General features: G+C 42.3%; 11 protein-coding genes. 8 read left to right on the top strand and 3 right to left on the bottom strand.

Translation table 11 applies throughout. The features are described from left to right. Nucleotides 1–276 precede the first annotated feature (276 nt). Genes H0U71_00640 through H0U71_00655 form a run of 4 tightly spaced genes read left to right on the top strand, consistent with a single transcriptional unit; the run spans nt 277 to nt 4696 of the window. Complete coding sequence (locus tag H0U71_00640; protein MBA2653559.1) at nt 277–1578, top strand: MFS transporter; 1302 nt, start codon at nt 277–279, stop codon at nt 1576–1578. Further along, a complete protein-coding gene (locus H0U71_00645; GenBank protein MBA2653560.1) occupies nt 1575–2885 on the top strand; it encodes an MFS transporter in 1311 nt (436 codons plus the stop codon). The genes H0U71_00640 and H0U71_00645 overlap by 4 nt, the downstream gene beginning before the upstream one ends. A 19-nt stretch (nt 2886–2904) precedes the next feature. Beyond that, nucleotides 2905–4128: a phosphopentomutase gene (locus tag H0U71_00650; GenBank protein MBA2653561.1), complete on the top strand. Its 1224-nt coding sequence runs from the start codon at nt 2905–2907 to the stop codon at nt 4126–4128. 46 nt (nt 4129–4174) lie between these two features. After that, nucleotides 4175–4696 (top strand): disulfide bond formation protein B, encoded by a 522-nt coding sequence (locus tag H0U71_00655; GenBank protein ID MBA2653562.1) that lies wholly within the window; start codon nt 4175–4177, stop codon nt 4694–4696. Between the two features lie 189 nt (nt 4697–4885). Here the strand turns inward: H0U71_00655 and uvrD are convergent, their stop codons facing one another. Continuing rightward, nucleotides 4886–7042, bottom strand: a complete 2157-nt coding sequence (uvrD, locus tag H0U71_00660) for a DNA helicase II (protein MBA2653563.1) — start codon at nt 7040–7042, stop codon at nt 4886–4888. A gap of 183 nt (nt 7043–7225) precedes the next feature. Here uvrD and pyrE point away from each other — a divergent pair, with 183 nt between their 5' ends. The 4 genes from pyrE to H0U71_00680 all read left to right on the top strand — a co-directional run bounded on the left by pyrE (nt 7226) and on the right by H0U71_00680 (nt 12384). Next, on the top strand, nt 7226–7870 hold the full coding sequence (gene pyrE, locus H0U71_00665) for an orotate phosphoribosyltransferase (protein ID MBA2653564.1): 645 nt from the start codon (nt 7226–7228) through the stop codon (nt 7868–7870). Between the two features lie 59 nt (nt 7871–7929). Then, nucleotides 7930–9216 carry a Glu/Leu/Phe/Val dehydrogenase gene (locus H0U71_00670; GenBank protein MBA2653565.1) on the top strand — a complete coding sequence of 429 codons (1287 nt, stop codon included), beginning with the start codon at nt 7930–7932 and terminating at the stop codon, nt 9214–9216. Between the two features lie 60 nt (nt 9217–9276). Then, nucleotides 9277–10908: a glucose-6-phosphate isomerase gene (gene pgi, locus H0U71_00675; GenBank protein ID MBA2653566.1), complete on the top strand. Its 1632-nt coding sequence runs from the start codon at nt 9277–9279 to the stop codon at nt 10906–10908. Between the two features lie 141 nt (nt 10909–11049). Continuing rightward, entirely contained in the window at nt 11050–12384 is a 1335-nt protein-coding gene (locus tag H0U71_00680; GenBank protein ID MBA2653567.1) for a 3-deoxy-7-phosphoheptulonate synthase class II, read from the top strand. A 24-nt stretch (nt 12385–12408) separates the two neighbouring features. Here H0U71_00680 and H0U71_00685 read toward each other — a convergent pair whose 3' ends face one another. Both H0U71_00685 and H0U71_00690 read right to left on the bottom strand, forming a co-directional pair. Continuing rightward, complete coding sequence (locus H0U71_00685) at nt 12409–13095, bottom strand: OmpA family protein (GenBank protein MBA2653568.1); 687 nt, start codon at nt 13093–13095, stop codon at nt 12409–12411. An 8-nt stretch (nt 13096–13103) separates the two neighbouring features. Then, complete coding sequence (locus H0U71_00690; protein ID MBA2653569.1) at nt 13104–13772, bottom strand: hypothetical protein; 669 nt, start codon at nt 13770–13772, stop codon at nt 13104–13106. Nucleotides 13773–13779 lie beyond the last annotated feature (7 nt).

Consider the following 13779-nt stretch of genomic DNA (forward strand, 5'->3'; position numbering starts at 1 on the left):
CTGGATCCCGCGAACAAGTCGCGGGACGACGTAGTAAAGGGGGGTCGCCGGAGCCGACGCATAGGGGGTCGCGGAGCCGACGTAGAGGCAAGTCGCGGAGCCGACGCATAGGGAGTCGCAGGCCCGCGCAAAGGGGATCGCGAACCCGACGCAGATGAGTCGATCTAGGTACGAGGCTGGGTTTGCGTGAATCATTTTTACGCGGCAAAACATGGTTTTTATAGCAAAAATAAGTTAAAATTTATCCGTTTTCATTAATAGATACCAGGAGTCTCAATGAGTTCTGTGATTACAGGCACGGTAACCCCAGCATCAGTTGCGGACAACGCCAGGTACCTTCCATGGCTGACGTGCTTTTGCGCCGCCTTATTTTTCTTTTTTGAATTCATGCAAGTAAATATATTTAATGCAATAGCTCCCTCGTTAATGAAAGAATTCTCTTTATCTGCAGCACGCGTCGGTCATATCTCTGCAAATTATTTCTATGCTACGCTCATTTTTCTCATACCCGCAGGCATGATCTTGGATCGAGTCTCTACCCGAAAAGTTATTTTGGTCGCCATGAGTTCTTCTGTTCTATGTACTTACGTATTCGCCACGATGAATCAAATCTGGATTGCCGAGCTTTCCCGTTTTATTACTGGCCTAGGAGGCTCATTCTGTCTCATTAGCTGCATACGCTTAGCCGCTAATTGGTTTCCTCCGCGAAGGTTAGCGTTGGTCATCGGGCTGATTGTAACCTTAGCCATGTTTGGGGGAATGTTAGCCCAAACACCAATGACGTTACTCACGGATATGCTTGGTTGGCGAAAAATGATGCTAATCAATGCATCGGTTGGCGTGTTAATCCTTGTTTTAATTATGCTTTTCGTCAAGGACGGCCCGACTGAGGGCAATGTTGCAGCTCACACAAATCTTGCGGGTAAAGCTTTTATTAAGGCCTTTGGCCGGTCTTTAGCAAACCTACAGAATTGGCTGGCAGGATTATATACCTCCCTACTTAACCTACCTATTTTCTTACTCGGAGCCCTGTGGGGAGGGTTATACCTTGTTCAAATACAAGGATTATCAAGAACGCAGGCGTCTTTCGTTACCTCTATGATTTTCTTTGGCACTATTATAGGTTCTCCCCTGATTGGGTGGTGTTCCGATCGAATAGGGAAAAGGCGACTTCCAATGATTATTTGCGCCAGTCTGTCGTTAGCCTCTATTTTAATTGTGATGTTCACACCCTCTTTGTCCCTCTTGAGTTTACTGTTACTTTTTTTCGCAATAGGCTTTTTTACTAGCGGCCAAATAATCAGTTATCCTCTAATTGCAGAAAGCAATCCAAAAGCCTTGATTGGCACCTCCGAAGGAATCGCATCAACTTTAATTATGGCGGGGGGCACATTACAGCCTCTTTTTGGCACCCTCGTGTCTTTTAATTGGCAGCATCGGTATCTAAATGGGGTGCCTTTATATTCAAAAAATGATTTTATGCTGGCGATGTCGATGATCCCTGTTGCCTTTGTAATAGGACTCATTGCCGCTTTTTTTATTCGTGAAACCTATTGTAAACCGCTGGATAATGTATGAATTCCCAAAACTTAACCTTAGAACAGGGCGCCGACTTCATTAAGCAAGAATCAAAATATGCTCCCTGGGTAGTGTGCTTTATCGCTTCTCTATTTTTTTTCTATGAATTTATTCAAATGAATATGTTCAATGCCATGAATGCTCAACTTATGCAGGAGTTTTCATTGACAGCCGCTATGCTAGGAAAGCTTTCGGCAAGTTACTTCTATGCCAATGTGTTGTTTTTAGTTCCTGCAGGGTTAATTCTGGATCGCTTCTCGACTAAAAAAATCATCATCATTGCATTGACCGTTTGTGTGGCCGGAACCTTTTCTTTTTCCTTAGCCCGCAACATTGAATTAGTGACTCTGTGTCGTTTTTTAACTGGCATTGGTAGCGCTTTTTGTTTTCTTAGCTGTATACGACTTGCTTCTCGCTGGTTTCCAAGACAACGTATGGCCTTAATATCAGGATTAATCGTCACCATGGCGATGGTAGGCGGCATGATTGCTCAGGCGCCCCTAACTTTACTCGTGAATAGCACGGGGTGGCGAGCGGCCTTGCAATTCGATGCTATGTTAGGGATGGGCATTATTGTGCTCATCTTTATTTTCGTCCGAGACTTTCCTGCACATATGCGCAGCGAATTTGATACTGACCGCCAAGAGTTAAAACAATATGGCAATTGGCAGAGTATGAAACACGCCTTTCTCTCACGACAAAATTGGTTTTGCGGTATCTATACTAGCCTTTTAAACTTACCTTTATTTCTATTAGGAGGGTTATGGGGTAGCCTGTATTTAAATAGCGTTCACCATCTAACTCGAACAGATTCAACCATTGTGACCTCTATGATCTTCTTAGGGACCATTGTTGGCTCTCCAATGATGGGGTGGCTTTCAGATAAACTGGAAACCCGTAAAAAACCGATGATAGTAGGCGCTATCGCTTCTTCTATAGTAGTTGCATTAATTATGTTCTCTTCAAACTTAACCTTACCTATTTTGCTGTTACTTTTCTTCTTATTAGGATGGACCACCAGCACCCAAGTAATTAGCTACCCCGTCGTAACAGAAAGCAATCAACGCATGCTCACTGCGACCTGCGTTAGCGTGGTGTCACTTTGCGCAATTAGTGGTGGCGCTATTTTTGAGCCTTTATTTGGATGGTTAATGGACTATCACTGGACGGGTACGATGGCAATGGGTCTGCGTCAGTATTCAGCGCATGATTTTCAATTCGCCATGTGGCTCTTCCCAATCGGTATTGTTGTCGCTTTTTTCGCGGCTTTATCTATCAAAGAAACGTTTGGCAGCACGCCTAAATAAATATCATCGATGTGGAGTGATAGTGAAAAGAGTTGTTGTTTTATTGCTCGATTCTTTTGGAATCGGCGCTTCTCAAGATGCCGATAAATATGGTGATAAAGGGGCCAACACATTAGGCCACATTCTGGACTACTGCAAATTATCAACCTCTGCGCAAAAACGTAAATCACACGGGCCCCTTCGCATTCCTCATCTTTCCCAGTTAGGCTTACTCGCTGCACTAAGTGAAAGCATCGGTGGCCCGCCGGATACGTCTTTATACAACGCTCGTTACGGGTATGGCGTGGAGCTTAGTTATGGCAAGGACACGCCGAGTGGTCATTGGGAAATATGCGGCGTTCCTGTTTTATTCGATTGGGGATATTTTGATGCTACCTACCCTAGCTTCCCTCAAAGTCTAACGGATGCCTTTATTGAAGAGACTGGTGTCATTGGCATTCTAGGTAATCGACATGCTTCAGGCACTCAAATTATTGATGAGTTTGGCCAAGAGCATATAAGAAGTGACAAACCGATTGTTTATACCTCAGGGGACAGTGTGTTCCAAATCGCCGCACACGAAGAATCGTTTGGTTTAGATCGTCTTTACCATCTCTGTGAAGTTGCAAGACGTCTTGTAGACCCGTTTAACATCGGAAGGGTTATCGCACGCCCATTTTCTGGAGAACCCGGCCACTTTTATCGTACGGGTAATCGCCGAGATTACTCTCTACCGCCCCCTGCGCCCACCTTGCTTGATAAGCTTAAAAGCGCAGGAGGTGAAGTAATCGCCATTGGAAAAACCGCTGACATCTTCGCTCACCAGGGAATTACTCAAGAAATTAAAGCGGTGGGGAATATGAAAATATTTGATGCCACATTGGATGCCCTGACTTCAGCGCCTGATCGCTCCCTTATTTTTGCTAATTTTGTGGATTTTGACTCTTCCTATGGTCACCGACGAGACGTAGAGGGATATGCGGCTGCCTTAGAAGAGTTTGATCAGCGCCTTCCAGAAATAAATGGCTTATTAACCTCTGAAGATATTGTCGTGATTACAGCGGATCATGGATGCGACCCCACCTGGCCGGGGTCAGACCACACCCGAGAGCACATTCCTATTCTAGTCTACGGCCCCGGCGTGAAAAGCCCTGGCTCAATCGGCAAACGAATAACTTTCGCAGATATAGGTCAAAGTCTAGCCAGCCATCTTAACCTGCCTGCATTAAAATATGGCACCCCTTTCCTTGGCGAACTACCGTAATTGAGCTATGGTTACAATTATTAATATTTTATGTTAAGTTAAAAAAATGAAAATAATTACGGGACGATCCATTAATTTAATTAGTTTTACGATGTGTTGCGGGCTCATCGCTTTCGCCTATTACATGGAAATCGTACTAAATCTTCAACCTTGCCCCCTTTGCGTTATTGAACGGTGCGTCTTTGGACTTCTCGCCTTCATCTTCCTGGTTGCCAGCATCCATAATCCGGGAACACGAGGGCAAAGAATATATGGCACTATGACATTAATGCTCGCTATATTTGGCATGGTGTTCGCTGGCAGGCATCTATGGCTTCAGGGACAGCCTAATCCTTTGGGGGAAATCTGTGTCCCGGGAATAAGTTACCTTCTCAAGTCACTGCCTTTATCACAGGCCATCAAAACAATGTTCCTAGGGTCTGCAGATTGTGCGAAAGTCAGCTGGAGCTTCTTGGGACTGAGCATTCCTGGATGGACATTTCTCTTTTTCGACATCTTCGCCTTACTAGGCCTCGCCTTTATCAAAGGCATATTTGAACGCATTCGAGGTTTTACCCAACCTCAGTAGACACAAATAAGCTAGGTCCCCACATTCCTCTGTCAACACCCATCCCCCCACTGGCAAGAACGTCCAGATTTGCGCTGAATTCCAACGAAAAACTCAAAGAAAAAGCGCAGCATACACAAGTATGTGAGCAGTTTTCTTTGAGTTTTTCGTTGGAATTCAGCCAAATATGGACGTTCGCCTCTAGAGGCTTTAAGCTAATTTTTCGAGCTTGGCAAACTCTAGGACCAACCACTTAATCCCTGCCTTACGAAATTTAACTTGGATACGTGCTTGTGGACCTTGTCCCTCGTAATTCATCACCACCCCCTCTCCGAAACTCCGATGGCTAACCCTTTCACCCAGCTGGAAATCAATACCCGTATCATGAGGAATGATCGACGTTGTGGAAAACTGAACTGGGCGCATAACTTTAGGACGAATTCTTACTTCTTGAATCAAATCAGAGGGGATTTCATTAATAAATCGTGACGGGTAACGGTAAGTTTGACTACCATTTATGCGCCTTGCTTCCGCATATGTGAGATAGAGTTTTTTTCGCGCCCTGGTCATGCCAACATAACAGAGTCGCCTTTCTTCTTCTAAGCGACCGGGTTCTTCCATTGACATTTTATGCGGAAATAACCCTTCCTCCATCCCTGACAAAAAAACAATTTCAAATTCAAGTCCCTTGGCTGAGTGGAGGGTCATTAATTGCACACTATCTTCGTACTGTTCTGCTTGGTTTTCACCACTTTCAAGTGCTACATAACTTAAAAAAGATTGTAACGGTGGTAGTGCAAACGCATCTTCTGCACGAAATTGCTGTGTCGCTTGAATAAGTTCAGTTAAATTTTCAAGGCGTGATTGCGTCTTGTCGGAGCGATCCTTACTGTAATGTTCATATAGCCCACTTTGATCTATGACATATTTGGTTTGCATTGCAATAGTTAAATCGCCCGTTTCTTGCTGAAACCGTTGGATTAGTCTAAGAAATCCACCCAACGCTTGGTTCGCGCGAGCTGTTAACTTGCCTTCGTGCACCATTTGTTCACTGGTTTGCCATAATGTTTGGTTAGTCATTCGCGCATGTTCTCGAACAGCGGCTAAAGTAGTATTTCCTATTCCACGTGGAGGCATGTTAACCGCACGTTCAAATGCCCCGTCGTCAAACGGATTGGCTAATAATCGCAGATAAGCGAGCGCGTCTTTAATTTCGGCGCGCTCAAAAAATTTGAGACCGCCATAAATCCGGTAAGGAATACTTGCAGTAAGTAACTCTTCTTCTAACACGCGAGATTGAGCATTTGAACGATATAAAATTGCAATTTCCTGCAACGACGTTCCTTCTTCTCGCCAATTTTTTATCTGGCTTACAATGAATCGAGCCTCATCTATTTCATTAAAAGCCATATACACTGAAACAAGATCTCCCTCTTGGCCTTCAGTCCATAAATTTTTTCCGTATCGATTATTGTTATTCGCAATGACTGAATTTGCCGCAGACAAAATTGTTTTCGTTGAGCGATAGTTTTGTTCTAACCGAATAATTTCGGCCTGAAACTCTCTATTAAATTTATAAATATTTTCGATCTGAGCACCGCGCCAACTATATATGGATTGGTCATCATCGCCCACAATCATCAGGTTGGCCTGTTTTCCCGCCAGTAGTTTTAGCCAGGCATATTGAATGGCATTAGTGTCTTGGAATTCATCCACCAATATGTGGGCAAAACGATCTTGATAATGTTGCTGTAAATTTAGGTCTTTTAATAATACCTCATAGCTACGTAGTAATAATTCGGCGAAATCTACTAACCCACTTCGTTGGCATTGTTCTTCATAGTTCTCATAAACTCTTTGCAGGATTTTATCAAAATGGGATTCTGCCAAAATTTGTGGGGGACGTATTCCTTCATCTTTTTTGTTATTGATATACCACTGAGATTGATTAGGTGGCCACTTGTCATTATCTAAATTTAAAGCAGTATGTACTTTTTTTATGAGACGGTATTGGTCATCAGAATCGAGTATTTGAAATGTTGCAGGCAAATCTGCTTGTTGAAAATGTAAACGTAAAAAACGATGCGCAAGCCCGTGGAAGGTACCCAGCCACATACTTCTTATCGATAAGTGCGTAAGATTTTCCACTCTAGCACGAAGCTCGGAAGCTGCCTTGTTAGTAAATGTAACCGCTAAAATTCTATTCGCAGACACATGGCCTTTTTCAATGAGCCAAGCGATTCTGTGCACTAAAACCCGTGTTTTGCCACTTCCAGCGCCTGCAATAACAGCAAGATGAGACAGAGGGGCGGAGACCACCTGTTGCTGTTTTTCATTTAAATTTGCAAGAATATTTGTTTCATTCATCTATTTATTGTACCTTTTTTTAAACGCAAACCAAACTCGTACTCTTTGTACGGACAAGAATTTACAAAAGCTTATTTCAAGGGTTACCATCACGCAGTACCCCGAGACTTGTTCGCGAGACGACGGCAAGTAGAACCAATTTATTGTCCAACATAAAGACCGTGCTACCACAGAGGATATTCGATGGAACCGTATCAATATGAGCTGATTGAATTTCTTATTGAACAAAAAGCGCTTCTATTTGGCGACTTTACTTTAAAGTCTGGACGTAAAAGTCCCTATTTTTTCAACGCAGGACAATTTAATACTGCTGCTTCCTTGGCTAAATTAGGCCAATTTTACGCTAAGGCCATTATAAACGAGGGCATAGAATACGATATACTTTTTGGCCCCGCCTATAAAGGTATTCCCATTGTCTCGAGCGTAGCCATCGCCCTCTATGAAAAATATCAACAGGATGTGCCTTTTTGTTTTAATCGCAAAGAACAAAAAGCCTATGGCGAGGGAGGTTACATCATTGGATCTCCGTTACAAGGTCGCGTATTACTGGTTGATGATGTGATTAGTGCCGGTACAACATTTAGAGAAACAGCGGAGTTAATCGCTACTTTTCCAACACAGTTAATTGGAATTATTACCGCTCTTGATCGTGAAGAAAAAGGGTCAGGCGACCTAACTGCAATGAAAGAAATTGAAACGCGTTATAATGTTAAGGCCCTCAGTATCGTTAAATTGCGCCATATTATTGAATATTTAAGACATCATCCGCAACATCATGAGGCGCTCGAAACCATACTTTCGTATCAGGAAAAATATGGTACCTCATAGAGTTAAATGCTAGACTGCGCCTGTCTCAGGAAAGAGATTACCAAATAAGGAGAGCCTCTATGTCTACAATTTTTGACCAAGCCCTAGCTCGACTTGATAAAGCCTTTAACTATTCGACCATTGATTCAGAAGCATTGGAAAGGTTAAAACATCCTAAGGCGGCATTAGAGGTTTCGATACCGGTGCGGATGGATGACGGCTCGTTGAAAATTTTCACAGGCTATAGAGTGCATCACGATAATACGCGAGGCCCTACCAAGGGCGGGATACGCTTTCACCCGGAAGTGTCGTTAGATGAAGTAAAAGCGTTGGCCTTATGGATGACATTCAAATGTGCTGTGGTCAACATTCCTTACGGGGGTGCAAAAGGGGGCATTACGGTAGACCCGAAAAAATTATCACGACTAGAAGTTGAGAGACTAAGCAGAACATTTATTGAACAAATCGTTTATTTTATTGGACCTGATAAAGATATTCCAGCACCCGATGTCTACACTAATTCAATGATCATGGGCTGGATGATGGATGAATACTCTAAATTGAATCATCGTCATTCTCCTGCTGTTATCACCGGCAAACCTATAGAGTTAGGCGGAAGCTTAGGACGTGATGATGCTACAGGTCGCGGCGCCTATTACTGTATTAAAGAGCTAGAAAAGAAAAAAGGCTGGAACCCAAATGACATTACCGTTGCGGTACAAGGTTTCGGAAATGCAGGACAACATGTAGCCCATTTATTACACACAGACGGCTACAGAATAGTTGCTGTAAGCGACTCAAAGGGCGGCATCTATAGCAAAACAGGTTTTGACGTGCCGAGTTTGATTCGCGCCAAATTAGAAACACAAGAAGTTCAAGCAGTCTATTGCCAAGGTTCTGTGATGGAAAAAATTCCTGCAAGCCAAATTACTAATGACGAATTGCTGGAGCTAGAAGTTGATATTCTCATCCCTTCTGCGATGGAAAATCAGATTCATGAAAAGAATGCGAAAAATATCAAAGCTCCAATAATCATAGAAGTAGCAAATGGACCTATTTCTAATGATGCAGATTCTATAATTGCTGAAAAAAATATCATGGTAGTGCCCGATATTTTAGCGAATGCAGGCGGCGTAACAGTAAGTTATTTTGAATGGGTACAAAACAGAGCCGGCTATTATTGGACTGAAGAAGAAATACACCATAAGCTGGAAGTGGTAATGGTGAAGGCATTTAATGAGGTGTATCAATTGATGAACGATAAAAAAATTGATATGCGCACAGCGGCTTATGCTGTGGCACTCGATCGATTAGGAAAAGCTATTGGTGTTCAAGGTACTCACAGCTACTTTCGTGAGCTTGTCTAGTAAAAATCGGCGTGCTTAATCGCTGCCGTATAAAACGAATTTGTAAATATGTTTGAAGCAATGTTAGAACATCATCAAATCTTTCAACAATTAAAAGATCACGCGCAACTTTTTGATAATTTGCACTTGAGAGATCTATTTAAAGAAGATCCCGAACGTTTTAAACGATTTTCTCTCGAATCGAATGGCTTGCTATTTGATTATTCTAAAAATCTTATTACAGAACAAACCTTACACTTACTCGTTAAACTTGCTAAAGAATGTAATCTGCAACAGCAAATAGAGCGGTTATTCACGGGTGAAAAAATAAATTCTACCGAGGATCGCTCAGCACTGCACACGGCCCTGCGTAATTTTTCTAGCCCTGCGATATATATCGACAAAGTAAATGTAACGCAAGAGATCCAAATTGCATTCGAGAAAATGACATGCATCGTGGAAAAAATCCACAACCAAGAATGGCTGGGTTTCAGCAATAAACCTATTACAGATGTTGTCAATCTTGGCATTGGTGGCTCAGATTTAGGACCTGCGATGGCCACTTATGCGCTGTCACCTTATCATCAAAATAAAGTGCAATGTCATTTTGTATCTAATATTGATGACACTGATATTTGGGAGGCCACAAAAAATTTAAATCCTGAAACTACGTTATTCATTGTTGCTTCAAAATCGTTTACCACTCAAGAAACATTGTCTAATGCCCTCAGTGCAAAAAATTGGTTACTTAAAGCTTGTCCGAATAAAGAAGCGCTTGCTGCACATTTTATTGCTATAACTGCCTGTCCTGAAAAAGCAACAGAATGGGGCATCGACCATATATTACCTATTTGGGATTTCGTCGGAGGACGATTCTCATTATGGTCAGCCATTGGTTTGCCCATTGCAATCGCGGTAGGAATGGAGAATTTTCATTCTCTATTGGACGGCGCTCATGCTATTGATGAACACTTTCGACTTTCTCCTTTGGAAAAAAACATTCCAGTGATTTTAGCCCTATTAAATATTTGGTATGTGAATTTCTTTAATGTACGCAGTTATGCCATCCTGCCCTATGACCAATACCTCGAATTACTTCCCGCTTATCTGCAGCAGTTAGAAATGGAAAGCAATGGGAAATACCGACGTCATAATGGTGAAAAAGTGGACTATGCAACAAGTCCGGTGATCTGGGGCATGGTAGGTAGTAATGGCCAGCATGCTTTTCATCAGTTGTTACATCAAGGGACCCAACTTGTTCCAATCGATTTTATTCTTCCGGTAACATGCCATCATCCCCTTGAGGATCATCATACTTGGTTAGTCGCCAATTGTTTAAGTCAGAGTAAGGCACTTATGCTTGGGAAAACTGAGCAGGAAGTGAGACAAGAATTACATCAACAAAATTTATCAGATCAGGAAATTGAAAAGGTTTTACCACACCGAGTGTTAATGGGAAACCGTCCTAGTAACACACTTTTAATTCCTAAGCTTACCCCCTTCTCTCTCGGCTCCTTAATCGCATTGTATGAGCATAAGGTTTTTGTACAAAGCGTCATTTGGGATATTAACTGCTTTGATCAATGGGGAGTGGAACTCGGAAAGCAGCTCACTGGCGAAATTTATCAGCAACTTTCTACTGACAATCAAAAACCCTCCAACGATAGCTCCACCCAGGGGTTAATGAATTACTATAAAAAATATCAACAATAATGATAAGATTATCCTCTGGCGTTACTGTTCATCTCATCGCATGAAATGATAAGCACTCTAATTGTAGGCCCATAACAACATTTCTTCGTGATTTGGCGGTTAATGCAAAAGCAGCGAGTAGGTATTTAAGGGGGAAATGATATGCCGTGGCAATTAGAATCTTGGCAAAAAAAATCAATCGAACAGCAGGTAGATTATCCTTCCCTATCAGAACGCGATCGGGTGATTAATAAACTTCAAAAACTTCCGCCACTCGTAATTCCACTTGAAATAGAGCAACTTAAGTCTCAAATAGCAAAAGCCGCGCGCGGAGAAGCATTTTTATTGCAAGGGGGTGACTGCGCGGAAAGTTTTGCTGACTGTAACACAGATGTCATTCTCAATAAGATACGAATTTTACTTCAAATTAGCCTAGTACTGCTTCATGGCTTACATAAACCCGTTATACGCGTAGGGCGAATTGCGGGACAGTATGCAAAACCACGCTCGTCTGATTTTGAAACTATCAATGGTGTAACGTTGCCAACGTATCGCGGTGACCTCATTAATGATGCTGCATTTGAAGAACAGGCAAGGCGTCCAGACCCTAACCGAATGCTAGAAGGGTATGAATATTCAGCGATGACGTTGAATTTTATCCGGTCTCTTGTTTCAGGTGGATTTGCTAATTTATTTCACCCTGAATATTGGAATTTACGTTTCAAGAAAGAATCGGGTATGGAACATGAATATCATCTCATTGTAGATCAGGTACATGACGCAATGGAATTTATCAAAGCTATTGACGGTGTTTCAGAAACAATGAAAAGAATGGACTTCTATATCAGCCACGAAGCCCTGCATCTTCATTATGAACAAGCGCTAACTCGTCAGGATGATTCTGGAAAATGGTACAATGTAGGCACGCATTATCCTTGGGTGGGAATGAGGACAGCCTCACTTGAAAGCGCTCATATTGAATATATTCGCGGCATTGCCAATCCGGTAGCAATTAAGGTGGGTCCTTCAATGACTCCCTCATTAATTACGCAGTTAGTAGAGCGCTTAAATCCGAATAATGAACCGGGCAAACTTACCTTGATCCATCGTTTTGGCTCGACCCACATCGCTGAAAAATTGCCTCCTTTAATAGAAGCGGTGCAATCTCTGGGCGCTGAAGTGTTATGGACCTGCGATCCTATGCACGGCAATACTACACAAACGACAGAGGGCTACAAAACACGACAATTCGATATTATTCTCTCCGAATTAGAACAAGCGATTGCAATCCATCAAGCGCAAAATAGCTATCTAGGAGGGGTACATTTTGAATTAACAGGTGATGAGGTCACAGAGTGTATTGGTGGGGCACGTGGATTAACAGAAGCTAACTTGAAAGAGGCTTACAGAACATTAGTTGATCCACGATTAAATTATGAGCAGTCATTAGAGATGGCGATGTGCCTGGTTGGTGCCGCTAAAAACCCCCTCTCTTAACATCTCGCTGATGGAAATGATTAATTACTTACCTACGCAGTCCGGGCAATAAACATTATTATAGCGACAGTTGTAATTGTAATTACGACTAAAATCTAACCTTATTTCCACGCGCCGATTATCGGTACTACCAAATACAGACATATCACTGGCAATCGGATCACAATCTGCTCGGCCAATGACTCTTAATCTATCCCAGCTTACTCCCTGAGCCCATAAATGTGCAGCAACCGCTTGTGCCATTGCGCGTGAACGACGAAATCTTTCAGGTCTTGATCCCACATCGTCGGTATGACCCGTAATTACGACCGGCACACACGAGATGCATTTGATTATTTCTGCAATGTCTGCGAGGGTGGAAACATGGCAATCATTAATATCAACTGGCGCACAAAACTCCATTGAATCACGGGTAAAAAGCGTGTCCGTTGGTAAAATAATTCGTAGTCTATCACCCAGCACAATTACCCCAATTCCACGTTGGCGTAATGCCGTAAGTTTTTGCAAATTTTCAATACAACCAAAATCAGGCCGATAAAATCCCGGCAATTTTACGGCGGGACAAACACGTGGGAACACTCCGCAAGGCGCTGACGGGCAGGGCCTCTGAATGTGTTCGACCGTTCGACAGTTCACTCGACATAACAGGGTACAACCCTGTAACAACTGAAGCATGCTGAGCAGAAGTATTAAAAATCGCAATAAACGCATGAAAATCCTTACCGATAAATTTGGATTGCTTTCTTAATATTAGATATCTGGCGAATCCAGGGTTTTTGTGTGCGTATGGTTTCTGGCAAGTTATCCATCATTTGCAATGCTTCTGTATGATTTTTATAAAGACCACAGACCAACACATACCAATCTTTGTCTAAGTAGTAGGTATGAAATATCTTAGCTTCTTGTACCTTGTTATCGCGGATAAACCGCGTTAATTCCTCAGGCTCTCTAACACCCATTAATTGCAATGTAAAATTATCAGAAGGGGCATTTAACAAAAATTTTTCATCATTAGTGAGGGACTGCGGCCGCAATGGTTTATTATTGCTCACATAAGCCTCTAATTGTTCAAAAGTTTTCGCTTGCTCTAGGGAGAGCGCAATGGGCTGGTGATATATTACCCCTTGATGCAAAGCCAGCGTCGCATTAGGCAATAATGTTTTGCGTGATTGTACTGAATTGATATTTTTTAAGTGTCCAAGCGCATATTTTTCCTGGAGTACTAAACGTTGCATTCTTAACACTTGATATTCATCTACTAAATGAAAATATTTAGTTTCATTTCGTGCAATCCTTAGCGGAGAGAAAATAAGATAAAGTTGATAACCAATATAGACTAGCGTTAATAATAATAGCGCTATCAACAAAATCCTTTTGAATGCAGTCATTTTAGTT

Source organism: Gammaproteobacteria bacterium (assembly GCA_013697705.1).
Classification (GTDB): Bacteria; Pseudomonadota; Gammaproteobacteria; order UBA6002; family UBA6002; genus UBA6002.